This is a genomic window from Streptomyces brasiliensis, assembly GCF_014647875.1.
GTDB classification, from domain to species: domain Bacteria; phylum Actinomycetota; class Actinomycetes; order Streptomycetales; family Streptomycetaceae; genus Streptomyces; species Streptomyces brasiliensis.
This window is the reverse complement of record NZ_BMQA01000002.1, coordinates 109,032-133,684: the sequence shown is the minus strand read 5'-3', so window position 1 is coordinate 133,684 and position 24,653 is coordinate 109,032. Positions and strand designations below refer to the sequence as shown.

The following is a 24,653-nucleotide window of genomic DNA, read 5'->3' as shown; positions in this document are numbered from 1 at the left end:
AGGGTATTAGCCGCCGAACTCCTGCAGACCCTTCAGAGCCTGGTCCAGGAGCGCCTGGCGGCCCTCCAGCTCCTTCTCCAGCTTGTCGGCCTTGGACGAGTTGCCCTGGGCGCGTGCCTGCTCGATCTGGCCCTTCAGCTTGTCCACGGCGGCCTGGAGCTGGCCGGTCAGACCCTCGGCACGCGCACGCGCCTCCGGGTTGGTCCGGCGCCACTCGGTCTCCTCGGCCTCCTGGAGCGCCCGGTCGACCGTGTGCATCCGGCCCTCGACCTTCGGACGGGCGTCGCGCGGCACATGGCCGATGGCCTCCCAGCGCTCGTTGATCGAGCGGAAGGCGGCACGGGCGCCCTTCAGGTCCGTGATCGGCAGGAGCTTCTCGGCCTCCTCGGCCAGCTCCTCCTTCAGCTTCAGGTTCTCCGACTGCTCCGCGTCCCGCTCCGCGAAGACCGAGCTGCGGGCGGCGAAGAAGACGTCCTGGGCGCCGCGGAAGCGGTTCCACAGGTCGTCCTCGTACTCGCGCTGGGCGCGGCCCACGGCCTTCCACTCCGTCATCAGCTCGCGGTAACGGGCCGCCGTCGGACCCCAGTCCGTCGAGTCGGACAGCGCCTCGCTCTCGGCGACCAGCTTCTCCTTGGCCTTGCGGGCCTCCTCGCGCTGCGCGTCGAGCTGCGCGAAGTGAGCCTTGCGGCGCTTGGAGAACGCCGAGCGGGCGTGCGAGAAGCGGTGCCACAGCTCGTCGTCCGACTTGCGGTCGAGCCGCGGCAGCCCCTTCCAGGTGTCCACCAGGGCGCGCAGCCGCTCACCCGCCGCCCGCCACTGGTCGGACTGCGCCAGCTGCTCGGCCTCGGCGACCAGGTCCTCCTTGGCCCTGCGGGCCTCGTCGGACTGCTTGGCACGCTGCTGCTTGCGCTCCTCCCGACGGCTCTCGACGGTCGCCACGAGCTTGTCGAGACGGGACCGCAGCGCCTCCAGGTCACCGACCGCGTGGTGCGCATCGACCTGCTGCCGCAGGTGGTCGATGGCGGTCTGGGCGTCCTTCGCCGACAGATCGGTGGTCTGTACTCGCTTTTCGAGGAGGCCGATCTCGACAACCAGGCCCTCGTACTTGCGCTCGAAGTAGGCCAACGCCTCGTCGGGCGAGCCGGCCTGCCAGGAACCGACGACCTGCTCGCCGTCGGCCGTACGCACGTACACGGTCCCCGTCTCGTCGACGCGGCCCCACGGGTCGCTGCTCACAGCGCCTCCTCCACATGATGCCTGCGTGGGGCTGCTGCGCCCCCTGGCATCGTCCACAGTTTCGTCACGGCCAACATAGGCGACCGGCGGGTTGCCTGTCCGCATCCAGCGCGACCGAAATTCCGCTGATGGCCGTCATGGTTGTCAGGATTTCGTGACCGTCGCCTTGTTGATCACGACCGTCGCGTTCGGGGCTCCGTCACCGGCGCCCGTGCTCTCGCCCGCGGCGGCGATCTTCTTGAGGACCTTCAGCCCCGCGGCGTCGATCGTCCCGAACGGTGTGTAGCTGGGCGGCAACTGGCTGTCCTGGTAGACGAGGAAGAACTGGCTGCCGCCGGTGTGCGCCTGACCGGTGTTCGCCATCGCGATCGTGCCCGCCGGATAGACGTTGTCCTTCAGGCTTTTGTCCTTCAGGTTCTCGTCCGGGATCGTGTACCCGGGACCGCCGCTGCCGGTGCCCGTCGGGTCGCCGCACTGCAGCACATAGATGCCATTGGTGGTGAGCCGGTGGCACTTGGTGTGGTCGAAGAAACCCTGTCCGGCAAGGAAGTTGAACGAGTTCACGGTGTGCGGCGCCGCGTCCGTCTTCAGTGCGACGCCGATGTCGCCGCACGTCGTCGCCAGCTTCATCGTGTACTTCGCAGACTTGTCGATCGTGAGCGCCGGCTCCTTCTTCCAGTTGAGCTCCTTCACCGAGCCCGCCGCGGGCTTCGCGCACGGGTCCGGGGCCTTGCTCGAGGGCGAGGCGCTGGGTGTGACGTCCGCGCTCGCGTTGGACTTGTCGTCGTTGCCCTTGAGGACCCCCGTCGTGTACAGCGCCACGCTGCCGATCACGACCACGCCGAGCACTGACGCGATCACGGAGTTGCGCACACGTGACTTGCGCCGGGCGCTGGTGCGCCGCTGCTGCTGCCGCAAGAACTTCTCCCGGGCGAGCTGACGCCGCCGCTGCTCCTGGCTGACCACCGGGTTCTCTCCTCATGCGTGTCGTGTGTCGACCGGTACGCGTGCGTCCTGTGAGCCGGCCGCACCGTGTAGCCCCGTACCGTATATGGGTTCGCTGAGGAAACGGCAGCGCCGGTAGGCTCTGACCGCGGGCGCCACCACCGAGAAGCGCCCCCCGTATCGACACAACGAAGGACGATCGTGCTCATTGCCGGGTTCCCCGCCGGGGCCTGGGGGACGAACTGTTATCTCGTCGCCCCCGCCGCCGGTGAGGAGTGCGTGATCATCGACCCGGGCCACCAGGCCACCCAGGGAGTCGAGGAAGCGCTGAAGAAGCATCGGCTCAAGCCCGTCGCCGTCGTCCTCACCCACGGCCACATCGACCACGTGGCCTCGGTCGTCCCGGTGTGCGGGGCACACGACGTGCCGGCCTGGATCCACCCCGAGGACCGGTACATGATGAGCGACCCCGAGAAGGCGCTCGGCCGCTCCATCGGCATGCCGCTGATGGGCGAGCTGACCGTGGGGGAGCCGGACGACGTCGAGGAACTGACCGACGGTGCCACGCTGGCGCTCGCGGGTCTGGAGTTCTCCGTCGCGCACGCACCGGGCCATACCAAGGGGTCGGTGACCTTCCGGATGCCCGAGGCCGCGGACATCCCGCCGGTCCTCTTCTCGGGCGATCTGCTCTTCGCCGGCTCCATCGGACGCACCGACCTGCCCGGCGGTGACATGGCCGAGATACTCGACTCGCTGGCCCGCGTGTGCCTGCCGCTCGACGACTCGACCGTGGTGCTGTCCGGCCACGGCCCCCAGACGACCATCGGCCAGGAGCGCGCCACCAACCCGTATCTGCGGCAGGTGGCCGCCGGCCCGGGAGCGCACGTCGACGCTCCCCGACGAGGAATGTGACGAGAGACTTCGTGAGCACCTTCAAGGCCCCCAAGGGCACGTACGACCTGATCCCGCCGGACTCCGCGAAGTACCTGGCGGTCCGCGAGGCCATCGCCGCCCCGCTGCGCACCTCGGGCTACGGCTACATCGAAACGCCCGGTTTCGAGAGCGTCGAGCTGTTCGCGCGCGGTGTCGGCGAGTCGACCGACATCGTGACCAAGGAGATGTACGCCTTCGAGACCAAGGGCGGCGACAAGCTGGCCCTGCGCCCCGAGGGCACCGCCTCCGTCCTGCGCGCAGCGCTCGAGGCCAACCTCCACAAGGCGGGCAACCTGCCGGTCAAGCTCTGGTACTCGGGCTCGTACTACCGCTACGAGCGCCCCCAGAAGGGCCGGTACCGGCACTTCTCCCAGGTCGGCGCCGAGGCGATCGGCGCGGAGGACCCGGCGCTCGACGCCGAGCTGATCATCCTGGCCGACCAGGCGTACCGCTCGCTGGGCCTCAGGGACTTCCGCATCCTGCTCAACAGCCTGGGCGACAAGGAGTGCCGCCCGGTGTACCGGGCCGCCCTGCAGGACTTCCTGCGCGGCCTGGACATCGACGAGGACACGCGCCGCCGCGCCGAGATCAACCCGCTCCGCGTCCTGGACGACAAGCGCGAGTCGGTCCAGAAGCAGCTCGGGGACGCCCCGCTGCTGCGTGACTACCTCTGCGACGCCTGCAAGGCGTACCACGAGGAGGTGCGCGAGCTGATCACCGCGGCGGGCGTCGCCTACGAGGACGACCCGAAGCTGGTGCGCGGCCTGGACTACTACACGCGGACGACCTTCGAGTTCGTCCACGACGGTCTGGGCTCGCAGTCCGCGGTGGGCGGCGGCGGCCGGTACGACGGCCTGTCCGAGATGATCGGCGGCCCCGCGCTGCCGTCCGTCGGCTGGGCGCTCGGTGTGGACCGCACGGTGCTCGCGCTGGAGGCGGAGGGCGTCGAGCTGGATCTCCCGTCCTCGACCAGTGTCTTCGCGGTGCCGCTGGGGGAGGAGGCCCGGCGCGTGCTGTTCGCCAAGGTGACCGAACTGCGCAAGGTGGGTGTCGCGGCCGACTTCTCCTACGGCCACAAGGGGCTCAAGGGCGCGATGAAGAACGCCAACCGCAGCGGCGCCCGCTACACGCTCGTCGCCGGCGAACGCGACCTGGCCGAGGGCGTCGTCCAGCTCAAGGACATGGAGTCCGGCGAGCAGACGGCGATCGGCGTGAACGAGATCGTGGCGGAACTGGAGTCACGGCTCGGCTAGTGCTGTGACCGGGAAGGTTCACCGGCCGGCAAACCTTCCCGGCCACAGCACTGGTGCACGACAGGGCGCCGGGACATCCCGGCGCCCTCCTCACTGGTCCAGCAGTCCGTGGCGCATGGCGTTCGTCACGGCGGCTGTCCGGTCGTCGACTCCCAGCTTCCCGAAGATCCGCAGCAGATGCGTCTTCACCGTCGACTCCCCGATGAACAACCGGCGGCCGATCTCCGCGTTGGTGCAGCCCTCGGCCACCAGACGCAGGACCGCCACCTCACGGTCCGAGAGGCGGGGGCGTTCCGGTCTGGTGCGGAGCTGGTCGACCAGCCGGGCCGCCACCGACGGCGCCAGCACCGTCTCGCCGCGGGCCGCCGCCCGTACCGCGTCGGCCAGTTCGGCACGGGGCATGTCCTTGAGCAGATAGCCCGCGGCGCCCGCCTCCACGGCGCGCAGGATGTCGCGGTCGTTCTCGTACGTCGTGAGCACGATCACCCGGCAAGCCAGCCCCGCCTCGGTCATCCGCACGATGGAGTCGACCCCGTCGCCACCCGGCATCCGCAGGTCCATCAGCACGATGTCGGGGCGCAGTTCGGCGGCCAGCGCCTCCGCCCGCGGGCCACTGGTCGCGTCGGCCACCACCTCCAGGTCCGGCTCGGCGCTCAGCATGGCGCGCAGGCCCTCCCGTACGACGGGATGGTCGTCGGCCAGCACGATCCGGATCACGGGACATCGCTCCTCGCGGCTACGGGGACGGGCAGTCGTACGGTCACCGTGGTGCCGTCGCCCACAGCGCTGCGCACCTCGGCCGTGCCGCCCACCTCGGCCGCTCTGGCGCGCAGCCCGGCCAGACCGTAGCCGCCGGAGACGGCCACCGCGTCGAAGCCGCAGCCGTCGTCCCGTACGGAGACGGTGAGCGCGTCCTCGGCGTACGTCAGCGCGACCCCCACGGCGGCCGGACTCCCGGCGTGTTTGCGGACGTTGGCCAGTGCCTCCTGGCAGGAGCGCAGGACGACCACCTCCGGCCCGGCGGGCAACGCCCGTACGACACCGGTCACGTCCAGCGTCGCCCCGTGGCGGGCGGCCAGTCGGCGCAGGGCGTCAGGCAGGGACGCTCCGTCCAGGTCGGCGGGCCCGGACCCGGCGACCAGGGCACGTGCCTCGGCGAGGTTCTGCCGGGCCGTCTCGTCCATCAGCGCCAAGTGGCGGCGCGCCTGGGGCAGATCGTCCGCCAGCTCGGCCTCGACCGCCTGGATCAGCATGAGCACGCTGGTGAAGCCCTGCGCGAGCGTGTCGTGGATCTCCCGGGCGAACCGTTCCCGCTCCGCCAGCGCACCGTGCGCTGCCGACAGCCGAGCGACCTCGTGCCGGCTCGCGTCCAGGTCGGCGATCAGCTCCGCCCGTTCCTGGCTCTGCTCGATGATCCGGATGATCCAGCTCCCGACGGCCATCGAGAAGACCAGGGTGGCCACCGCGAAGACCCCGTTGAAGAACACGTCCTGGTCGCTCGGCCACCACAGCAGTGCCCAGCCGACCACGGGCGTGAGGTTGATGACGGCCACGGCCGTGAGCGCCCAGCGCAGCCGCAGCGTCATGAAGCAGTGCGGGACCAGGGCGAAGGTCATCAGCCGGGTCTCGCCGACCAGGACCGCCGACGGCAGGAACAGCGCCATCTCCGCGACGAGATAGCCGAGCGCGCGCCGCTCGTCGGGCGGATCGCCCCGCAGGATCGGGCGGCCCACCCAGACGTACAGCGGGATCAGCGGGACGAGCAGCCCGGCCGCCACGAGGCGCACCCGCCACCCCGGATGCCCCGTGCCGAGCACGAACACCAGGGTGGCGAGCCAGATCAGCGCGAAGTACGTGTCCCACAGCCGGAACGAACGGTCCCAGGTGTAACTCCCGGGCGCCGCCGGACCGTTCATCCGTCGCGCCGGTTCTTCCACCGGAAGGTCAGCAGACACAGCGCCAATCCTCCGACGCACCACGCCCCGAGCACCAGGGCGATCCGCCCGAACTCCCAACTCCCCGCCTGCTCCAGCACCTGTGCCGACTGCGGCAGGAACACCCCGCGCAGGCCCTGGCACATCCACTTCAGCGGGAACAGTGCCCCGATGTTCAGCATCCAGTCCGGGATGGTGTCGATGGAGATGTACACCCCCGAGATGAACTGCAGCACCAGGAACGGCAGGACGACCACGGAGGTGGCGCTCTTGCCGGACTTCGGGACCGAGCTGATCGCGATGCCGAGCAGCGCGCACGCCGTCAGGCCGAGGGCGAAGATCCACGCGAAGTCGAACCACCGCCCGGCCGACGAGGGCAGGTCCACGTCGTAGAAGGCGGTGCCGACGGCGAGCAGGATCGCCGTCTCCAGCAGTCCGGTGACCAGAACCAGCCAGATCTTGCCGAGGAAGTACGCGGCCGGCGGCATCGGCGTGCCCCGCAGCCGGCGCAGCACCTTCTCGTCCCGCTCGATCGCGATCGAGATGCCGAGGGACTGGAAACTCGTCGACATGATGCCGGCGGCCATCATGGCCGGGACGTACAGCTGGGAGGCGGTGACGCCCGCGCCCCGCACGTCGTCGCTGAAGATCGACGCGAACAGGAACAGGAAGACGACCGGGAAGGCGAACGTGAACACCACCTGGTCGCGCTGCCGGAAGAACTGCCTGATCTCCAGGGCACCGCGCCGCAGCCCGAGCCCCCAGGCACCGGGCAGCCGCTCCGGCGCGGCCCGCTCCGGGGCCCGTACGGCGGTCGTGGTCATCGCGCGTCCTCCTGTCCGGTCAGCCGGAGGTAGACGTCCTCCAGCGTGGGCCGGCTCACCCTCAGACCCGGGATCTCGCCGTCGAAGCGGCGCATGAGCTCGGCCACGGTCTTCGTCGGGGTGTCCGTGCGCTCGGTGCGCGGGGTGCCGCCGGTGTCCGTCCAGGTGACGGTCGCGCCGGTGCCGTACCGGTCGCGCAGTTCGGCCGGTACGCCCTCGGCGACCACCCGGCCCCGGGCGACGACCGCGAGCCGGTCCGCGAGGGCCTCGGCCTCCTCCAGGTAGTGCGTGGTCAGCAGGATGGTGGTGCCCTCGTCGGCCAGCAGGCGGATCAGGTCCCAGAACTGCCGCCGCGCCGCCGGGTCGAAGCCGGTCGTCGGCTCGTCCAGGAGCAGCAGCTCGGGGCCGCCGATCACACCGAGCGCCACGTCGAGCCGGCGCCGCTGGCCGCCCGAGAGGGCCTTGATCCTGCTGCTCGCCTTCGCCTCCAGACCGACCAGGCCGATGACCTCCTCGGGGTCGCGGGGCCTCGGGTAGTAGCGGGCGAAATGCCGCACGGTCTCGCGGACCGTCAACTCCGCGGGTGCCGATTCGTCCTGCCAGACGATCCCTACACGGGATCGCCACGCGCGCGTGGCCGCCGCCGGGTCCGCCCCCAGGACCATCACCTCTCCCGCGTCGCGCGTCCGCTGTCCCTGGAGGATCTCCACCGTGGTGCTCTTGCCCGCGCCATTGGGTCCGAGCAGGCCGAACACCTCGCCCCGCCGGATGCCGAGATCGATGCCGTCCACCGCGGTCACGTCCCCGTACTGCTTGCGCAGCCCCCGTACGTCCACCGCGCGTTCGTTCGCGTGTGCTGTCATGCCACGAGAGTCGGCCGGAACCGAACGCTCCGGGACGTCCGTGCGTACCTCCTTATGTCCACCGAACGGTGGACAGGCCTGCTCTTGCGGCACAATGGCCCCTGCCCGAAGAAGGTCCCACTCTCAAGCAGACGGAATCGGCGTGATGAGCAAGACGACAGTCAGGGACGTCTCCACCGAGCCCGAGGGCGCCAAGGCGCGGCGGACCGAGGGCGGCAGCCTCGCCTTCGCCGTGCTGCTGCTGATCACCGGCGCGGCCGGTCTGCTCGCGGCCTGGGTCATCACGATCGACAAGTTCAAGCTGCTCGAGGCCAAGGTCGAGGGCAAGACGTTCGTCCCGGGGTGCAGCCTCAACCCGGTCGTCTCCTGCGGCAGCGTCATGGAGAGCAAGCAGGCCGCGGCCTTCGGCTTCCCCAACCCGATGCTCGGCCTGGTCGCCTACGGCATCGTCATCTGCGTCGGTATGAGCCTGCTGGCCGGTGCCCGCTTCCCGCGCTGGTACTGGCTGACCTTCAACTTCGGCACGCTCTTCGGGGTGGGCTTCTGCACCTGGCTGCAGTTCCAGTCCCTGTACCGGATCAACGCGCTGTGCCTGTGGTGCTCCCTGGCCTGGGTCGCCACGATCGTCATGTTCTGGTACGTGACGTCGTTCAACGTCCGCAAGGGCTTCCTGCCCGCCCCCGGCTGGCTGAGGGGCTTCTTCGGCGAGTTCACCTGGGTCGTGCCGGTCCTGCACATCGGGATCATCGGCATGCTGATCCTGACCCGCTGGTGGGACTTCTGGACCAGCTGACGCCCCGGCGGGATTGTCAGTGCGGTGATTTAGGGTTTCTGACGTGGAGCCCGACCTGTTCACCGCCGCAGCAGAAGAACGCCAGGAGAAGGACCCGTCCGCAAGCCCCCTGGCGGTTCGGATGCGCCCGCGCACCCTCGACGAGGTGGTGGGCCAGCAGCACCTGCTGAAGCCGGGCTCACCGCTGCGCCGACTGGTCGGCGAGGGCGCCGGCGGCCCCGCGGGCCCCTCCTCGGTGATCCTCTGGGGCCCGCCGGGTACCGGCAAGACGACCCTGGCGTACGTCGTCTCGAAGGCCACCAACAAGCGGTTCGTGGAGCTGTCGGCGATCACCGCGGGCGTCAAGGAGGTCCGCGCGGTCATCGACGGCGCCCGCCGCGCCACCGGCGGCTTCGGCAAGGAGACCGTCCTCTTCCTCGACGAGATCCACCGCTTCAGCAAGGCCCAGCAGGACTCCCTCCTCCCGGCCGTCGAGAACCGGTGGGTGACCCTGATCGCGGCGACCACCGAGAACCCGTACTTCTCGGTGATCTCGCCCCTGCTGTCACGCTCCCTCCTGCTGACGCTCGAACCCCTCACCGACGACGACCTGCGCGGGCTGCTGCGACGGGCCCTCGCCGACGAGCGGGGCCTCAAGGACGCCGTCGCCCTCCCCGAGGACACCGAGGACCACCTCCTGCGCATCGCCGGTGGCGACGCCCGCCGTGCCCTGACCGCCCTGGAAGCGGCAGCCGGAGCCGCCCTCGACAAGGGCGAGACGGAGGTCGCCCTCGGCACGCTGGAGGAGACGGTCGACCGGGCGGCGGTGAAGTACGACCGCGACGGCGACCAGCACTACGACGTCGCCAGTGCCCTCATCAAGTCCATCCGCGGCTCCGACGTCGACGCCGCGCTGCACTACCTCGCCCGGATGATCGAGGCCGGTGAGGACCCCCGCTTCATCGCCCGCCGGCTGATGATCTCAGCCAGCGAGGACATCGGCCTCGCCGACCCCAACGCGCTGCCCATCGCCGTGGCCGCCGCCCAGGCCGTCGCCATGATCGGCTTCCCCGAGGCCGCCCTCACGCTCAGCCACGCCACCATCGCCCTCGCCCTGGCCCCCAAGTCCAACGCCGCGACGACCGCGATCGGCGCCGCCCTGGAGGACGTACGCAAGGGACTGGCCGGACCCGTCCCGCCGCATCTGCGCGACGGACACTACAAGGGCGCCGCCAAGCTCGGCCACGCCCAGGGATACGTGTACCCGCACGACCTGGCCGAGGGCATCGCCGAGCAGCAGTACGCACCGGACGCGCTCCAGGACCGTGAGTACTACACCCCGACCCGGCACGGGGCCGAGGCGCGGTACGCGGACGCGGTCGAATGGACCCGGCAGCACCTCGGTCGCAAGCGGTCCTGACCACCCTGTAGACTGGCGCTCAGTGCTGAGTCCCGTGTCCGGCCCCGGTCGGCGCCTCAGGCGGGACATCCAGCCGGATCTGTTGATCCAGGAGCGTCGCGCACCGTCGTAGGTGTCGCGGGCAGCCCACCACCACCCGGGATCCCGGGACCGGACGGTGGGCCGTTCGTGTGCTGCACGTATGTGCCCAGACCAGGGAACGGCTGCCCGGCACGTCCCTCGTGGACCTGCTGGGAATCCCCGGCTGCGGATGCGACCTCCCGTAACCCTGAGGCAGCCGAATCGGAAAAGGAAAAGAAGTGGCGAACCAGTCCCGCCCCAAGGTCAAGAAGTCGCGTGCCCTCGGCATCGCGCTGACCCCCAAGGCCGTCAAGTACTTCGAGGCCCGTCCCTACCCGCCGGGTGAGCACGGCCGCGGCCGCAAGCAGAACTCGGACTACAAGGTCCGTCTGCTCGAGAAGCAGCGTCTGCGCGCGCAGTACGACATCTCCGAGCGCCAGCTGGTCCGCGCCTACGACCGCGCGTCCAAGGTCCAGGGCAAGACCGGTGAGGCCCTGATCGTCGAGCTGGAGCGCCGTCTCGACGCTCTGGTCCTGCGTTCGGGCATCGCCCGCACGATCTACCAGGCCCGCCAGATGGTCGTCCACGGCCACATCCAGGTCAACGGCCAGAAGGTCGACAAGCCGTCCTTCCGGGTCCGCCCGGACGACGTCGTGCAGGTCCGCGACCGCTCCAAGGACAAGACGCTCTTCCAGATCGCCCGTGAGGGCGGCTTCGCCCCCGACGGCGAGACCCCGCGCTACCTGCAGGTGAACCTCAAGGCCCTGGCGTTCCGCCTGGACCGCGAGCCGAACCGCAAGGAAGTTCCGGTCATCTGCGACGAGCAGCTCGTCGTCGAGTACTACGCCCGCTGACTCCAGCCCCGGCGCAGCACCTCAGCCCGCCGTCTCCCCGCCCTTCCGGGTGGGCGAGGCGGCGGGTTCGCGCATTCCGGCCGCCTCCTGTGCCTGCCGCACCGGCCCGCGCGGGATCGGCAGCTCGGCCAGGGGCCGTACCCCTCGCCGCGCCACCGCCGCATCCCGCGGCTCACGGAAATCCGGTACGGAGCGACATCCCCGGCGCGATAGGCTCGGTGCACGACTTTTCAAATGCTCAGGCACGTTTCAGGGAGCGGGTGCGCACAGTGTCCGGTGGAGAGGTGGCCGGGATCCTGGTGGCCGTCTTCTGGGCGATCCTGGTCTCCTTCCTCGCCGTCGCACTGGTGAGGCTGGCCCAGACGCTCAAGGCGACCACCAAGCTCGTCGCGGACGTGACCGACCAGGCCGTCCCGCTGCTCGCCGACGCCTCCACGGCCGTGCGCTCCGCGCAGACCCAGATCGACCGCGTCGACGCGATCGCGTCGGACGTCCAGGAGGTCACGTCGAACGCCTCCGCGCTCTCCACGACCGTCGCCTCCACCTTCGGCGGGCCTCTGGTCAAGGTCGCGGCCTTCGGCTACGGCGTGCGCCGTGCCCTCGGCGGCCGCAAGGAGGACGTTCCGGCCAAGGCGCCCCGGCGTACGGTGATCGTGGGCCGGACGGTTCCGGCGGCGCGACGGAACAAGCGGAAGAAGGACTGAGAACCAGCGATGTTCCGCCGTACGTTCTGGTTCACCACGGGCGTCGCCGCCGGTGTGTGGGCCACCACCAAGGTCAACCGCAAGCTGAGGCAGCTCACCCCCGAGAGCCTCGCCGCGACCGCCGCCAACAAGGCGCTCGAGACGGGTCAGCGCCTCAGGGACCGCGCGGTCGGCTTCGCGCTCGACGTCCGCGACAACATGGCGCAGCGCGAGGCCGAACTGGGTGACGCCCTCGGCATCAACGCCACGGTCGACCCCGAACTGCCCGCGCCCCGGCGGTACACCGCCATCGAGAACCGCACCAACCCGAAGTACGTCGACCCGACGTACCCGACGTACACGTACAACCGGAATGAGGACCACTGATGGAGTCGGCCGAGATTCGCCGCCGCTGGTTGAGCTTCTTCGAGGAGCGCGGTCACACCGTCGTCCCTTCGGCGTCGCTCATCGCGGACGACCCGACTCTGCTCCTCGTCCCGGCCGGCATGGTTCCGTTCAAGCCCTACTTCCTGGGTGAGGTCAAGCCGCCCTTCCCGCGCGCCACCAGCGTGCAGAAGTGCGTGCGCACGCCCGACATCGAAGAGGTCGGCAAGACCACGCGCCACGGCACGTTCTTCCAGATGTGCGGCAACTTCTCCTTCGGCGACTACTTCAAGGAAGGCGCCATCAAGCTCGCCTGGGAGCTGCTCACCAGCCCCCAGGACAAGGGTGGTTACGGCCTGGAGCCGGAGAAGCTCTGGATCACCGTCTACCAGGACGACGACGAGGCCGAGCAGATCTGGCACGAGGTCGTCGGCGTGCCCAAGGAGCGCATCCAGCGCCTGGGCATGAAGGACAACTTCTGGTCGATGGGCGTCCCGGGCCCCTGCGGTCCCTGCTCCGAGATCAACTACGACCGCGGCCCCGAGTTCGGCGTCGAGGGCGGCCCCGCCGTCAACGACGAGCGGTACGTGGAGATCTGGAACCTCGTCTTCATGCAGTACGAGCGCGGCGAGGGCACCGGCAAGGACAACTTCGAGATCCTCGGCGACCTCCCGAGCAAGAACATCGACACGGGCCTCGGCCTGGAGCGTCTCGCCATGATTCTGCAGGGCGTGCAGAACATGTACGAGATCGACACCTCCATGGCCGTCATCAAGCGGGCCACCGAGCTGACCGGCGTCCACTACGGCGACTCGCACACCTCGGACGTCTCCCTGCGCGTGGTCACCGACCACATGCGCACGGCCACGATGCTCATCGGTGACGGTGTCACCCCCGGCAACGAGGGCCGCGGCTACGTCCTGCGCCGCATCATGCGCCGCGCCATCCGCAACATGCGCCTGCTCGGCGCCACCGGTCCCGTCGTCAAGGACCTGATCGACGTCGTGATCCGCATGATGGGGCAGCAGTACCCGGAGCTGGTCACCGACCGCGAGCGCATCGAGAAGGTCGCCCTCGCCGAGGAGAACGCCTTCCTCAGGACGCTGAAGGCCGGCACCAACATCCTCGACACCGCCGTCACCGAGACCAAGGCCGCCGGCTCGTCCGTGCTGGCCGGCGACAAGGCCTTCCTGCTCCACGACACCTGGGGCTTCCCGATCGACCTCACCCTCGAGATGGCCGCCGAGCAGGGACTGGCCGTGGACGAGGAGGGCTTCCGCCGCCTGATGAAGGAGCAGCGGGAGCGCGCCAAGGCCGACGCCCAGGCCAAGAAGACCGGCCACGCCGACCTCGGCGCCTACCGAGAGATCGCCGACCGGGCCGGCCAGACCGACTTCATCGGCTACTCGGACACCGAGGGCGAGTCCACGATCGTCGGCATTCTCGTCGACGGCGTCTCCTCCCCGGCCGCCACCGAGGGCGACGAGGTGGAGGTCGTGCTCGACCGCACCCCGTTCTACGCCGAGGGCGGCGGCCAGATCGGCGACACCGGCCGTATCAAGGTGGACTCCGGTGCCGTCATCGAGGTCCGCGACACCCAGAAGCCGGTCCCGGGCGTGTACGTCCACAAGGGCGTCGTCCAGGTCGGCGAGGTCACCCTCGGCGCCAAGGCCCAGGCCTCGATCGACACCCGTCGCCGCAAGGCCATCGCCCGCGCCCACTCGGCCACGCACCTGACCCACCAGGCCCTGCGCGACGCCCTCGGCCCGACGGCCGCCCAGGCCGGCTCCGAGAACCAGCCCGGCCGCTTCCGCTTCGACTTCGGTTCGCCGTCCGCCGTTCCGACGGCCGTGATGACCGACGTCGAGCAGAAGATCAACGAGGTGCTCGCCCGCGACCTCGACGTGCGCGCCGACATCATGGGCATCGACGAGGCCAGGAAGCAGGGCGCCATCGCCGAGTTCGGCGAGAAGTACGGCGAGCGCGTCCGCGTCGTGACCATCGGCGACTTCTCCAAGGAGCTGTGCGGCGGCACCCACGTGCACAACACCGCCCAGCTGGGCCTGGTGAAGCTCCTCGGCGAGTCGTCCATCGGCTCGGGTGTGCGCCGTATCGAGGCCCTCGTCGGTGTGGACGCGTACAACTTCCTCGCCCGCGAGCACACGGTCGTCAACCAGCTGACCGAGCTGCTCAAGGGCCGCGCCGAGGAGCTGCCGGAGAAGGTCTCCTCGATGCTCGGCAAGCTGAAGGACGCCGAGAAGGAGATCGAGAAGTTCCGCGCCGAGAAGGTGCTCCAGGCCGCCGCCGGTCTCGCCGAGTCCGCCAAGGACGTCCACGGGGTGGCCGTCGTCACGGGCCAGGTCCCGGACGGCACCACGCCGGACGACCTGCGCAAGCTGGTCCTCGACGTGCGCGGCCGCATCCAGGGCGGACGTGCCGCCGTGGTGGCCCTCTTCACGGTCAACAACGGCAAGCCGCTCACGGTCATCGCCACCAACGAGGCCGCCCGCGAGCGCGGCCTCAAGGCCGGTGAACTGGTCCGCACGGCCGCCAAGACCCTCGGCGGCGGCGGTGGCGGCAAGCCCGACGTCGCCCAGGGCGGCGGCCAGAACCCGGCCGCGATCGGCGAGGCCGTGGACGCCGTCGAACGTCTGGTCGCCGAGACCGCCAAGTAAGAAACGGTCGAGAAGATGCGCAGAGGACGTCGACTCGCGATCGACGTCGGGGACGCCCGTATCGGGGTCGCCTCGTGCGACCCCGACGGGATCCTCGCCACACCGGTGGAGACGGTCCCCGGCCGGGACGTCCCCGCAGCTCACCGGCGCCTGCGGCAACTCGTGGAGGAGTACGAGCCGATCGAGGTCGTCGTCGGCCTTCCGCGCTCCCTCAAGGGTGGCGAGGGCCCGGCTGCGGTCAAGGTCCGTGCCTTCGCCCAGGAGCTGGCCAAGGGCATCGCGCCGGTGCCGGTGCGCCTCGTCGACGAGCGGATGACGACGGTGACGGCCAGTCAGGGACTGCGCGCATCCGGCGTGAAGTCGAAGAAGGGCCGTTCCGTCATCGACCAGGCAGCCGCTGTGATCATCCTGCAGCAGGCCCTGGAATCCGAACGAGTGTCAGGCAAAGCACCCGGCGAGGGCGTCGAAGTGGTCATCTGATCGCGATACGGTAACGTTCCGCGCGATGCGGCGGTGTTCGAACAGCCGCCGCACTGCAAAGAGGCGGGACGGAATCCGGCCCGAAGCCGTGTGACCGCCGCCTCGCGGCTCTAGGGGATCGATGACTGAGTATGGCCGGGGCCAAGGCTCCGAACCGTGGCATCCCGAGGACCCGTTGTACGGGGACGGCGGATGGGGAGGACAGCAGGCCCACGCGGGTCAGCAGTCCCCCTACGGCGGCCAGCCGCAGCACTATCCGCAGCAGCCGCAACAACAGCAGCAGTACGGCGACTGGAACCAGGGTCAGCAGGGCGGGTACGACCAGCAGCAGCACCAGTACTACGACCCACAGGGCCAGCAGCAGTACGGCGGCCACATCCAGCCGCAGCAGTACCACCAGGGCGGCTGGGACGCGACCGGTACTCATGGTCAGGTGCCCTACGCCGCCGACCCGGGCGACCCGTACGGCCAGCAGCCCGTCGCGTACGGCGCCGAGCAGCCCGACTTCTACGGCACGCCCGACGCGTATCCGCCGCCGCAGCCGCCGGGCCGCAGGGGCCCCGAAACCGAGCCCGAGACCGACTGGGACCCCGGCCCCGACCAGGGCGAACACGCCTTCTTCTCGGGCGGCGACGACGATGACGACGATTTCGACGACGACCCGCGGGGCCGCGGTGGGCGCGGCGACCGGCGCGGCAAGGACGCCAAAGGCGGCAAGGGTGCCAAGAAGCGGCGCAGCGGCTGCGCCTGCCTGGTGGTCGTCCTGGTCTTCGGCGGTGGCCTCGGCGGGGTCGGATATCTCGGGTTCCAGTACTTCCAGAATCGTTTTGGCCCGGCCCCGGACTACGAGGGCAGCGGCAACGGCGAGTCGGTGACCGTCGAGATCCCCAAGGGCGCCGGCGGCTACGACATCGGCCGGAAGCTGAAGGAGGCAGGTGTCGTCGAGAGCGTCGACGCGTTCGTCTCCGCACAGGGGGCGAACCCCAACGGCAAGTCGATCCAGGACGGCATCTACACGCTGCAGAAGCACATGTCGGCCGCCAGCGCGGTCGAGCTGATGCTCAGCCCGAAGAGCCGCAGCAACCTGGTCCTCGCCGAGGGCCTGCGCAACGTCGCGGTCTACGCGCTGATCGACAAGCGCCTCGGAGTGAAGAAGGGCACTACAGAGGGCGTCGCGAAGAAGGACTACAAGAGGCTCGGCCTGCCCTCTTGGGCACTGAACCACCCCAGCCTGAAGGACCCGCTGGAAGGATTCCTCTACCCCTCCAGCTACGCGGTCGCCAAGGGGCAGAAGCCCGAGGCCGTCCTGAAGGAGATGGTCGGCCGGGCCAGCGAGAAGTACGACGAGCTGGGCGTGGAGAACAAGGCCAAGAGCCTGGGTCTCGACGGACCCTGGCAACTGCTCACCGTGGCGAGCCTGGTGCAGGCCGAAGGCACCAGCCATGACGACTTCCGCAAGATGGCCGAGGTGGTCTACAACCGCCTGAAGCCTGGGAACCCCGAGACCTATGGCGCGCTGGAGTTCGACTCCACGTACAACTACGTGAAGAACCAGAGCAAGATCGATCTGTCCATCGGCGAGCTGCGGCGCTACAACAACCCGTACAACACGTACTACGCCAAGGGCCTGCCGCCCGGCCCCATTGGCAACCCCGGTGAAGAGGCCCTCAACGGCGCGCTCGATCCGACGCACGACGGCTGGTACTACTTCATCTCGATGGACGGCAAGACCAGCAGGTTCACCAAGACGCTCGCGGACCACGAGAAGCTGGTCAACGAGTGGAACGCATCGAGGAACAAGAACTGATGACGGGCGCCCCGCAGCCACCGCGACACCGAAGCCAACACCTGCCGGCGTGAGTCGTAGCCGGATTGCGGAAGGTACTCCGATTTACACCGTGGCCGGGCGCGAGTCGTGGCGTCCTGGGTTGCTGTGGCGAGCGGTCGGGGCGATACGGCCCTTATGGACCGTCCGGCAACCAGTTCCCGGTCCGCAAGTCTCAAGGATGGGTGCAATGACGCCATACGCAACTGACGCCTGCCGGGCCGCCGTGCTCGGTAAGCCCATCGCCCACTCGCTCTCCCCGGTGCTGCACCGTGCCGCGTACGCCGAACTCGGGCTCACCGACTGGTCGTACGACCGCTTCGAGGTCGACGAGGCCGGGCTCCCCGGCTTTCTCGAGGGGCTCGGGCCCGAGTGGGCGGGGCTGTCGCTGACCATGCCGCTGAAGCGGGCGGTCATCCCGCTGCTCGACGAGATCAGCGAGACGGCCGCATCCGTCGACGCGGTCAACACGGTCGTCTTCACCGAGGACGGCCGCCGCCTGGGCGACAACACCGACATCCCGGGCATGATCGCCGCTCTGCGCGAGCACGGTGTCGAGCATGTCGACTCGGCCGCGATCCTCGGTGCCGGCGCCACCGCGTCCTCGGCGCTCGCCGCCCTGGCCCGCGTCTGCACCGGTGAGGTCGTCGCCTACGTCCGCAGCGAGGCCCGGGCCGCCGAGATGCGGCAGTGGGGCGAACGGCTCGACGTCGAGGTCCGTACGGCCGACTGGGCGGACGCGGCCGAAGCCCTGCGGGCCCCACTGGTGATCGCCACCACGCCTGCCGGCACCACGGACGCCCTCGCCGCCGCCGTGCCCGAGCGGCCGGCCACCCTCTTCGACGTGCTCTACGAGCCCTGGCCGACCGCCCTCGCGGCCCGCTGGTCGATGTCCGGCGGGGCCGTCGTCGGCGGCCTCGACCTGCTGGTCCACCAGGCCGTGCTCCAGGTCGAGCAGATGACCGGACGCTCCCCGGCACCGCTTGAGGCCATACGCCACGCCGGGGAGAAGGCGCTCGCCGAGCGCTGACGTCCTCCGTCGCGTCCGCCTGCTGGACCGGAGGCCGGGACCGGGTGCCGGTCGTGGGAGGATCGGAGGTGGCGGACCGGGGCCGCGCACCCGGTCGGACCGTCGCCGTACGCGAGGACGCGCGTACGCAGGGCAGTACCAGGGCGCGAGCACGGAGGAGCACCGTTGAGCAGGCTGCGTTGGCTGACCGCGGGGGAGTCCCACGGTCCCGCACTCGTCGCGACGCTGGAGGGCCTTCCCGCCGGCGTGCCGATCACCACGGAGATGGTGGCGGACCACCTCGCGCGGCGGCGGCTCGGCTATGGCCGCGGTGCCCGCATGAAGTTCGAGCGCGACGAGGTCACCTTCCTGGGCGGAGTCAGGCACGGCCTCACCCTCGGCTCCCCGGTCGCGATCATGGTGGGCAACACTGAGTGGCCCAAGTGGGAGCAGGTCATGGCGGCCGACCCGGTCGACCCCGAGATCCTCGCCGGGCTTGCCCGTAACGCGCCGCTGACCCGCCCGCGTCCCGGTCACGCCGACCTCGCGGGCATGCAGAAGTACGGCTTCGACGAGGCCCGGCCGATCCTGGAGCGTGCCTCCGCCCGCGAAACCGCGGCTCGGGTGGCGCTGGGCGCGGTGGCCCGGTCGTACCTGAAGGAGACGACCGGCATCGAGATCGTCTCGCACGTCGTCGAGCTGGCCTCCGCGAAGGCCCCGCAGGGCGTCTACCCCACCCCGGCCGATGCCGAGAAGCTGGACGCGGACCCCGTGCGCTGCCTGGACTCGGACGCGTCGAAGGCGATGGTCGCCGAGATCGACCAGGCCCACAAGGACGGCGACACCCTCGGTGGCGTGGTCGAGATCCTGGCCTACGGCGTGCCGGTGGGCCTCGGTTCGCACGTGCACTGGGACCGCAAGCTGGACGCCCGGCTCGCGGGCGCGCTCATGGGCATCCAGGCGATCAAGGGCGTCGAGATCGGTGACGGTTTCGAGCTGGCACGGGTGCCCGGCTCGCAGGCACACGACGAGATCGTGGGCACCGACGAGGGTATCCGGCGCGTCTCCGGCCGTTCCGGCGGCACCGAGGGCGGCCTGAGCACCGGTGAGCTGCTGCGGGTGCGCGCCGCGATGAAGCCGATCGCGACCGTGCCGCGCGCACTGCGGACCGTGGACGTGGTCACCGGCGAGCCGGCGCAGGCCCACCACCAGCGCTCGGACGTGTCCGCGGTCCCGGCGGCGGGCATCGTCGCCGAAGCCATGGTGGCGCTCGTCCTCGCGGACGCCGTCGCGGAGAAGTTCGGCGGCGACAGCGTGACCGAGACCCGCCGCAACGTGCGTTCCTTCCTCGACCACCTGGCCATCCGGTGAGCGCCGTACCGGTCGTCGTCCTCGTGGGACCCATGGGCGTCGGCAAGTCGACCGTCGGGCAGCTGCTGGCCGAGCGGCTGGGCGTCGGCTTCCGCGACACCGACGACGACATCGTGGCCGCCGAGGGGCGGACCATCGCCGAGATCTTCGTGGACGAGGGCGAGCCCGCCTTCCGTGCCGTCGAGAAGCGGGCGGTGCACCGTGCGCTGGCCGAGCACGACGGTGTGCTGGCGCTCGGTGGCGGCGCGATCCTCGACGAGGACACGCGCGGGGTGCTCGCCGGGCACCGTGTGGTCTATCTCTCGATGGACGTCGAGGAGGCCGTCAGGCGCACCGGCCTGAACGTGGCCCGGCCGCTGCTCGCCCTCAACCCGCGCAAGCAGTGGCGCGAGCTGATGGAGGCGCGGCGGCACCTGTACGCGGAGGTCGCCACGGCCGTCGTCGCGACCGACGGCCGCACCCCCGAAGAGGTCACCCAAGCAGCGCTGGACGCACTGGAGTTGAAAGAAGCATGAGCGAGACGGTGACGCGGATCCAGGTCGGCGGCACGGCGGGCACCGAGCCGTACGAGGTCCTGATCGGCCGTCAACTCCTCAGCGAACTGGGCGGGTTGATCGGGGAGAAGGCCAAGCGTGTCGCGGTGATCCACCCGGAGGCGCTGGCCGAGACAGGTGAGGCCCTGCGTGCCGACCTGGTCGAGCAGGGGTACGAGACCGTCGCCATCCAGGTGCCCAACGCGGAGGAGGCCAAGACCGCCGAGGTCGCCGCCTACTGCTGGAAGGCGCTAGGCCAGTCCGGCTTCACCCGCTCCGACGTCATCGTCGGCGTGGGCGGCGGCGCGACCACCGACCTGGCCGGTTTCGTGGCCGCGACCTGGCTGCGCGGAGTGCGCTGGATCGCGATCCCGACCACCGTCCTGGCGATGGTGGACGCGGCCGTGGGCGGCAAGACCGGTATCAACACCGCCGAGGGCAAGAACCTCGTCGGCGCCTTCCATCCGCCTGCGGGCGTCCTGTGCGATCTGGCCGCGCTGGAGTCGCTGCCGGTCAACGACTACGTCTCCGGGCTCGCCGAGATCATCAAGGCCGGCTTCATCGCCGACCCGGTGATCCTCGACCTCATCGAGTCCGACCCAGAGGCGGCACGCACCCCGGCGGGTCCGCACACCGCCGAACTGATCGAACGCTCGATCCGGGTCAAGGCCGAGGTCGTCTCCTCCGACCTCAAGGAGTCGGGCCTGAGGGAGATCCTCAACTACGGCCACACGCTCGGCCACGCCATCGAGAAGAACGAGCGCTACAAGTGGCGGCACGGCGCCGCGGTTGCCGTCGGCATGCACTTCGCCGCTGAACTCGGCCGCCTCGCAGGCCGGTTGGACGACGCGACGGCGGACCGCCACCGCACGGTCCTGGAGTCGGTCGGCCTGCCCCTGCACTACCGCTACGACCAGTGGCCCAAGCTGCTGGAGACGATGAAGGTCGACAAGAAGTCCCGCGGGGACCTGCTGCGCTTCATCGTCCTCGACGGACTCGGCAAGCCCACCGTCCTGGAGGGCCCGGACCCGGCGGTGCTGCTCGCCGCGTACGGCGAGGTCGGTCAGTAAGTCCCCCGCGGCCCCGTCCGCCCGATTCTCCCTCCACAACGGGCACTTCCGACCGCCCCCGGCCGTTTCACCAAACGGCGGCCGGGGACGGTACCGTTCGGTAGGGAGCGGGGTTCGCACTCCGCTGCCAGCGTCAATCGCCTGTACGAGACGGAGTGGCACCGGATGCAGCACGCAGTGGGGTCTCCGCTGCCGCCGCCCCACCAGCCGGGGCAGGGACCGGTCACCGACTGGTCACCGACCGCACACCACCCGGGTGCGCACCATCCCGGAGCCCAGCGGGGTCCCGTGCCGACGCCGCACCAGGTACCGGGCTTCGCCGCACCCGGAACCCCTACAGGACCGCTACCGCCTTCGCCACCCCAGCAGGCGCCCGCCCCACCCCCGGCCGACACCACCGGCCACGTCCCGCTGCCGCCCGGCGGCCCCGTCGCCGTCCCCAGCGCACCGCCCGCCACGGCCACCGCGCCCGACCCGACGACCACGACGCTCGCCGTGCTGCTGATCGGCCCGGCGGGCGCGGGCAAGACGAGCGTCGCCAAGTACTGGGCCGACCACCGCCGGGTCCCCACCGCCCATATCAGCCTCGACGACGTGCGCGAATGGGTCCGCTCGGGCTTCGCCGACCCCCAGTCCGGCTGGAACGACCACTCCGAGGCGCAGTACCGCCTGGCCCGCCGCACCTGCGGCTTCGCGGCCCGCAACTTCCTGGCCAACGGCATCTCGTGCATCCTCGACGACGCGGTCTTCCCGGACCGCCCGGTCGTGGGCCTGGGTGGCTGGAAGCGGCACGTCGGTCCCGGCCTGCTCCCGGTCGTGCTGCTGCCCGGCCTGGACGTCGTCCTGGAGCGCAACGCGGAACGCACCGGCAACCGCCGGCTCACCGACGAGGAGGTGGCCCGCATCCACGGCCGCATGGCGGGCTGGTACGGCTCGGGCCTTCCGATCATCGACAACTCCCAACTGGACGTCCCGGCAACGGCCCGAGTTCTGGACGACGTCCTGGCAAGAGCCATAGCAAGCCCACCGAACTGGTAACCACGGCCACTGCGGTTCCCTGGGGGCGCGGGCTGTATCGACATGCGGCTCCGCCGCGTGGGCGCGACCAACCCCCACGGCCCGCACCCGACATACAACGGACGTATCCTCCCCCTCTCCCTCCCCCGACCGAACGTCCCCAACCGGCGCAAAACGGCCACGCCTTCTACGCTCGTGTCATGTCAGAGGTGTTCGCAGCCCGCCGAGCCAGACTCAGGGACCGCTGCAACGCGAGCGGCAGCGCATCCGCACTGGTCTCGCGCCCAGCCAACGTGCGCTATCTCTCCGGCGCTGCCCCGCAGGGCTCCGTCCTGCTCCTGAGCAGACACGAGGACTTCCTGGTGTGCGCGTCCCCGCCGGACGACCGGCCCTCCGAGGGCCGCCCCGACGAGTCGCTGACGCTGCATGTCCTGCCCGCCCCCGGCGGCGACACCGCCGTCGCCGCAGCCGGCCTCGCCGTCGCGCAGGACGCCGACTCCCTCGCCGTCGAGGAACACCACCTCACGGTCGCCCGGCACCGCGCCATCGGCTCGGTCGCCTCGCAGCTGCGCCTCGCCGACCTGGGCTGCGCGGTCGAACAGCTCAGGGTCGTCAAGGACGAGGAGGAGATCTCCTGCCTCCGCATCGGCGCCGAGATCGCCGACCAGGCCCTCGGCGAGCTGCTGGAGTCCATCCTGGTGGGCCGCACCGAACGGCACCTCGCGCTGGAGCTCGAGCGGCGCCTGGTCGACCACGGTGCCGACGGCCCCGCCTTCCCGACCTCCGTCGCCACCGGGCCGCACTCCGGCCGCCGCGGGCACCGGCCCACCGACCGTCGTGTCGAGGAGGGCGACTTTCTCTCCGTCTGCCTCGGGGCGACGTACCGCGGCTACCGTTGCGAGATCGGCCGTACGTTCGTCATCGGCACGTCGCCCGCGGACTGGCAGGTCGAGCTGTACGACCTCGTCTTCGCCGCTCAGCGTGCCGGACGCGAGGCGCTGGCGCCGGGCGCGGCCTTCCGCGACGTGGACCGTGCCGCACGCCATGTGCTGGACTCCGCCGGGCACGCCGAGGGGCTCCAGCCGCTGACCGGCCACGGCGTCGGGCTCGAAATCGACGAGGACCCGCAGCTGGCCCCCGCGGCCATGGGTAAACTGGACGCCTGCGTGCCGGTCACCGTCGAACCGGGGGTCCACCTCCCGGGCCGGGGCGGTGTCCGGATCGATGACACGCTCGTCGTGCGCCCCGAGGCGGACGGCGGACCCGAGCTACTCACCATTACGACCAAGGAGCTGCTCGCACTATAGGTGCGTGCCCCGGGGTCGTCCACGTCAGTCCAGGAGATTCCGCAACCGTGGCTTCCACGAACGACCTCAAGAACGGCATGGTGCTAAAGCTCGATGGCGGCCAGCTGTGGTCCGTCGTCGAGTTCCAGCACGTCAAGCCCGGCAAGGGCCCGGCATTCGTGCGCACCAAGCTCAAGAACGTGCTCTCCGGCAAGGTCGTCGACAAGACCTTCAACGCCGGCGTCAAGGTCGAGACGGCCACTGTCGACAAGCGCGACATGCAGTTCTCGTACATGGACGGCGAGTACTTCGTCTTCATGGACATGGAGACCTACGACCAGCTCCACGTCGACCGGAAGGCCGTCGGCGACGCCGCGAACTTCCTGATCGAGGGCTTCACCGCCACGGTCGCGCAGCACGAGGGCGAGGTTCTCTTCGTCGAGCTGCCCGCCGCCGTCGAGCTGACCGTCGCCGAGACCGAGCCGGGCGTCCAGGGCGACCGCTCCACCGGCGGCACCAAGCCCGCCACCCTGGAGACCGGTCACCAGATCCAGGTCCCGCTCTTCATCACCACCGGTGAGAAGATCAAGGTCGACACCCGCACGAGCGACTACCTCGGCCGGGTGAACAGCTAACCGTGGCTGCCCGCAACACGGCCCGCAAGCGCGCCTTCCAGATCCTCTTCGAAGGCGACCAGCGCGACGCCGACGTGCTGACGGTCCTCGCGGACTGGATCCGGCTCTCCCGGGACGACACCCGGCAGCCGCCGGTGAGCGAGTACACGATGCAGCTGGTCGAGGGCTACGCCGAGCACGCGACGCGCATCGACGAGCTGATCGCCCAGTACGCGGTCGGCTGGACGCTCGACCGGATGCCGGTCGTCGACCGCAACATCCTGCGCCTGGGCGCCTACGAGCTGATCTGGGTCGACGAGACCCCGGACGCCGTCGTCCTCGACGAGATGGTGCAGCTGGCGAAGGAGTTCTCCACGGACGAGTCGCCCTCGTTCGTCAACGGCCTGCTGGGCCGGCTGAAGGAGCTCAAGCCGTCGCTCCGCCGGGATCGGGCGTAAGACGTACGGCAACGCCAGGGGGCCCGCAGCGCGACCGCTGCGGGCCCCCTGGCGTTCCCCGGCATTCCGGTGCGGGCGACGCCCCCGAAGGCCGCAGAAAGCCGCCGGGGCGGCCGGAGCCATGACGGCCCGGCCGCCCCGGCGGCACGTTTCT

Annotated in this window: 25 protein-coding genes; 18 read left to right on the top strand and 7 right to left on the bottom strand. The window is 70.4% G+C overall.

Annotated features, from left to right (window positions below; translation table 11 throughout):
- Window positions 1-6 precede the first annotated feature (6 nt).
- Together IEZ19_RS04210 and IEZ19_RS04205 are read right to left on the bottom strand one after the other, a co-directional pair.
- Complete coding sequence (locus IEZ19_RS04210) at window positions 7-1,236, bottom strand: DUF349 domain-containing protein (RefSeq protein WP_189309617.1); 1,230 nt, start codon at window positions 1,234-1,236, stop codon at window positions 7-9.
- A 144-nt stretch (window positions 1,237-1,380) separates the two neighbouring features.
- Window positions 1,381-2,202: a peptidylprolyl isomerase gene (locus tag IEZ19_RS04205; protein WP_189309616.1), complete on the bottom strand. Its 822-nt coding sequence runs from the start codon at window positions 2,200-2,202 to the stop codon at window positions 1,381-1,383.
- A 180-nt stretch (window positions 2,203-2,382) separates the two neighbouring features.
- Between IEZ19_RS04205 and IEZ19_RS04200 the strand changes: the two genes are divergently transcribed.
- Window positions 2,383-3,093, top strand: a complete 711-nt coding sequence (locus IEZ19_RS04200) for an MBL fold metallo-hydrolase (RefSeq protein ID WP_189309615.1) — start codon at window positions 2,383-2,385, stop codon at window positions 3,091-3,093.
- A gap of 11 nt (window positions 3,094-3,104) precedes the next feature.
- On the top strand, window positions 3,105-4,367 hold the full coding sequence (hisS, locus tag IEZ19_RS04195) for a histidine--tRNA ligase (RefSeq protein ID WP_189309614.1): 1,263 nt from the start codon (window positions 3,105-3,107) through the stop codon (window positions 4,365-4,367).
- Between the two features lie 90 nt (window positions 4,368-4,457).
- On the opposite strand, the gene IEZ19_RS04190 is transcribed toward hisS, so the two are convergent.
- From IEZ19_RS04190 to IEZ19_RS04175, 4 genes are read right to left on the bottom strand one after another with little or no spacing between them, the layout of a single operon-like run.
- Complete coding sequence (locus IEZ19_RS04190; RefSeq protein WP_189309613.1) at window positions 4,458-5,084, bottom strand: response regulator; 627 nt, start codon at window positions 5,082-5,084, stop codon at window positions 4,458-4,460.
- Window positions 5,081-6,283, bottom strand: coding sequence for a sensor histidine kinase (locus IEZ19_RS04185; RefSeq protein ID WP_189309914.1), 1,203 nt, complete (start codon window positions 6,281-6,283; stop codon window positions 5,081-5,083). The genes IEZ19_RS04190 and IEZ19_RS04185 overlap by 4 nt, the downstream gene beginning before the upstream one ends.
- Window positions 6,280-7,125: an ABC transporter permease gene (locus IEZ19_RS04180; protein WP_189309612.1), complete on the bottom strand. Its 846-nt coding sequence runs from the start codon at window positions 7,123-7,125 to the stop codon at window positions 6,280-6,282. The genes IEZ19_RS04185 and IEZ19_RS04180 overlap by 4 nt, the downstream gene beginning before the upstream one ends.
- Window positions 7,122-7,988, bottom strand: coding sequence for an ABC transporter ATP-binding protein (locus IEZ19_RS04175; protein WP_189309611.1), 867 nt, complete (start codon window positions 7,986-7,988; stop codon window positions 7,122-7,124). The genes IEZ19_RS04180 and IEZ19_RS04175 overlap by 4 nt, the downstream gene beginning before the upstream one ends.
- 145 nt (window positions 7,989-8,133) lie before the next feature.
- Between IEZ19_RS04175 and IEZ19_RS04170 the strand changes: the two genes are divergently transcribed.
- From IEZ19_RS04170 to rpsD, 3 genes are all read left to right on the top strand, one after another.
- Window positions 8,134-8,781 carry a vitamin K epoxide reductase family protein gene (locus IEZ19_RS04170; RefSeq protein ID WP_189309610.1) on the top strand — a complete coding sequence of 216 codons (648 nt, stop codon included), beginning with the start codon at window positions 8,134-8,136 and terminating at the stop codon, window positions 8,779-8,781.
- A gap of 43 nt (window positions 8,782-8,824) precedes the next feature.
- Entirely contained in the window at window positions 8,825-10,180 is a 1,356-nt protein-coding gene (locus IEZ19_RS04165; RefSeq protein ID WP_189309609.1) for a replication-associated recombination protein A, read from the top strand.
- A gap of 299 nt (window positions 10,181-10,479) precedes the next feature.
- Window positions 10,480-11,094, top strand: a complete 615-nt coding sequence (rpsD, locus tag IEZ19_RS04160) for a 30S ribosomal protein S4 (protein ID WP_129310266.1) — start codon at window positions 10,480-10,482, stop codon at window positions 11,092-11,094.
- A 21-nt stretch (window positions 11,095-11,115) separates the two neighbouring features.
- Here rpsD and IEZ19_RS52535 read toward each other — a convergent pair whose 3' ends face one another.
- Window positions 11,116-11,250, bottom strand: a complete 135-nt coding sequence (locus IEZ19_RS52535) for a hypothetical protein (protein WP_268248617.1) — start codon at window positions 11,248-11,250, stop codon at window positions 11,116-11,118.
- A gap of 104 nt (window positions 11,251-11,354) precedes the next feature.
- Between IEZ19_RS52535 and IEZ19_RS04155 the strand changes: the two genes are divergently transcribed.
- The 13 genes from IEZ19_RS04155 to nusB all read left to right on the top strand — a co-directional run bounded on the left by IEZ19_RS04155 (window position 11,355) and on the right by nusB (window position 24,499).
- A complete protein-coding gene (locus tag IEZ19_RS04155) occupies window positions 11,355-11,798 on the top strand; it encodes a DUF948 domain-containing protein (protein ID WP_189309608.1) in 444 nt (147 codons plus the stop codon).
- 9 nt (window positions 11,799-11,807) lie between these two features.
- Window positions 11,808-12,164 carry a hypothetical protein gene (locus IEZ19_RS04150; protein WP_189309607.1) on the top strand — a complete coding sequence of 119 codons (357 nt, stop codon included), beginning with the start codon at window positions 11,808-11,810 and terminating at the stop codon, window positions 12,162-12,164.
- Window positions 12,164-14,836 carry an alanine--tRNA ligase gene (alaS, locus tag IEZ19_RS04145; protein ID WP_189309606.1) on the top strand — a complete coding sequence of 891 codons (2,673 nt, stop codon included), beginning with the start codon at window positions 12,164-12,166 and terminating at the stop codon, window positions 14,834-14,836. The genes IEZ19_RS04150 and alaS overlap by 1 nt, the downstream gene beginning before the upstream one ends.
- Window positions 14,837-14,851: 15 nt before the next feature.
- Complete coding sequence (gene ruvX / locus IEZ19_RS04140; RefSeq protein WP_189309605.1) at window positions 14,852-15,316, top strand: Holliday junction resolvase RuvX; 465 nt, start codon at window positions 14,852-14,854, stop codon at window positions 15,314-15,316.
- Window positions 15,317-15,437: 121 nt separating this feature from the next.
- Window positions 15,438-17,123: an endolytic transglycosylase MltG gene (mltG, locus tag IEZ19_RS04135; protein ID WP_189309604.1), complete on the top strand. Its 1,686-nt coding sequence runs from the start codon at window positions 15,438-15,440 to the stop codon at window positions 17,121-17,123.
- A 208-nt stretch (window positions 17,124-17,331) separates the two neighbouring features.
- Window positions 17,332-18,171, top strand: coding sequence for a shikimate dehydrogenase (locus tag IEZ19_RS04130; RefSeq protein ID WP_189309603.1), 840 nt, complete (start codon window positions 17,332-17,334; stop codon window positions 18,169-18,171).
- A gap of 165 nt (window positions 18,172-18,336) precedes the next feature.
- Entirely contained in the window at window positions 18,337-19,521 is a 1,185-nt protein-coding gene (aroC, locus tag IEZ19_RS04125) for a chorismate synthase (RefSeq protein WP_189309602.1), read from the top strand.
- On the top strand, window positions 19,518-20,036 hold the full coding sequence (locus tag IEZ19_RS04120) for a shikimate kinase (RefSeq protein WP_189309601.1): 519 nt from the start codon (window positions 19,518-19,520) through the stop codon (window positions 20,034-20,036). The genes aroC and IEZ19_RS04120 overlap by 4 nt, the downstream gene beginning before the upstream one ends.
- The gene (gene aroB, locus IEZ19_RS04115) at window positions 20,033-21,124 is read left to right on the top strand and encodes a 3-dehydroquinate synthase (protein WP_189309600.1); all 1,092 of its coding nucleotides are present in this window, start codon (window positions 20,033-20,035) and stop codon (window positions 21,122-21,124) included. Before IEZ19_RS04120 ends, aroB begins: the two co-directional genes overlap by 4 nt.
- Before the next feature lie 165 nt (window positions 21,125-21,289).
- Window positions 21,290-22,162 (top strand): Pro-rich N-terminal domain-containing protein, encoded by an 873-nt coding sequence (locus IEZ19_RS04110; protein WP_189309599.1) that lies wholly within the window; start codon window positions 21,290-21,292, stop codon window positions 22,160-22,162.
- 179 nt (window positions 22,163-22,341) lie between these two features.
- Complete coding sequence (locus IEZ19_RS04105) at window positions 22,342-23,448, top strand: aminopeptidase P family protein (RefSeq protein ID WP_189309598.1); 1,107 nt, start codon at window positions 22,342-22,344, stop codon at window positions 23,446-23,448.
- A gap of 47 nt (window positions 23,449-23,495) precedes the next feature.
- Complete coding sequence (gene efp / locus IEZ19_RS04100; protein WP_189309597.1) at window positions 23,496-24,062, top strand: elongation factor P; 567 nt, start codon at window positions 23,496-23,498, stop codon at window positions 24,060-24,062.
- Between the two features lie 2 nt (window positions 24,063-24,064).
- The gene (nusB, locus tag IEZ19_RS04095; RefSeq protein ID WP_189309596.1) at window positions 24,065-24,499 is read left to right on the top strand and encodes a transcription antitermination factor NusB; all 435 of its coding nucleotides are present in this window, start codon (window positions 24,065-24,067) and stop codon (window positions 24,497-24,499) included.
- Window positions 24,500-24,653 lie beyond the last annotated feature (154 nt).

Excerpts from the sequence above, each read along its gene's own strand:
- IEZ19_RS04185 (WP_189309914.1), bottom strand. The coding sequence starts at position 6,283 with ATGAACGGTCCGGCGGCGCCCGGGAGTTACACCTGGGACCGTTCGTTC.
- IEZ19_RS04180 (WP_189309612.1), bottom strand. The coding sequence starts at position 7,125 with ATGACCACGACCGCCGTACGGGCCCCGGAGCGGGCCGCGCCGGAGCGG.
- IEZ19_RS04175 (WP_189309611.1), bottom strand. The coding sequence starts at position 7,988 with ATGACAGCACACGCGAACGAACGCGCGGTGGACGTACGGGGGCTGCGC.
- IEZ19_RS04170 (WP_189309610.1), top strand. The coding sequence starts at position 8,134 with ATGAGCAAGACGACAGTCAGGGACGTCTCCACCGAGCCCGAGGGCGCC.
- IEZ19_RS04150 (WP_189309607.1), top strand. The coding sequence starts at position 11,808 with ATGTTCCGCCGTACGTTCTGGTTCACCACGGGCGTCGCCGCCGGTGTG.
- alaS (WP_189309606.1), top strand. The coding sequence starts at position 12,164 with ATGGAGTCGGCCGAGATTCGCCGCCGCTGGTTGAGCTTCTTCGAGGAG.
- ruvX (WP_189309605.1), top strand. The coding sequence starts at position 14,852 with ATGCGCAGAGGACGTCGACTCGCGATCGACGTCGGGGACGCCCGTATC.
- mltG (WP_189309604.1), top strand. The coding sequence starts at position 15,438 with ATGACTGAGTATGGCCGGGGCCAAGGCTCCGAACCGTGGCATCCCGAG.
- IEZ19_RS04130 (WP_189309603.1), top strand. The coding sequence starts at position 17,332 with ATGACGCCATACGCAACTGACGCCTGCCGGGCCGCCGTGCTCGGTAAG.
- aroB (WP_189309600.1), top strand. The coding sequence starts at position 20,033 with ATGAGCGAGACGGTGACGCGGATCCAGGTCGGCGGCACGGCGGGCACC.
- IEZ19_RS04110 (WP_189309599.1), top strand. The coding sequence starts at position 21,290 with ATGCAGCACGCAGTGGGGTCTCCGCTGCCGCCGCCCCACCAGCCGGGG.
- IEZ19_RS04105 (WP_189309598.1), top strand. The coding sequence starts at position 22,342 with ATGTCAGAGGTGTTCGCAGCCCGCCGAGCCAGACTCAGGGACCGCTGC.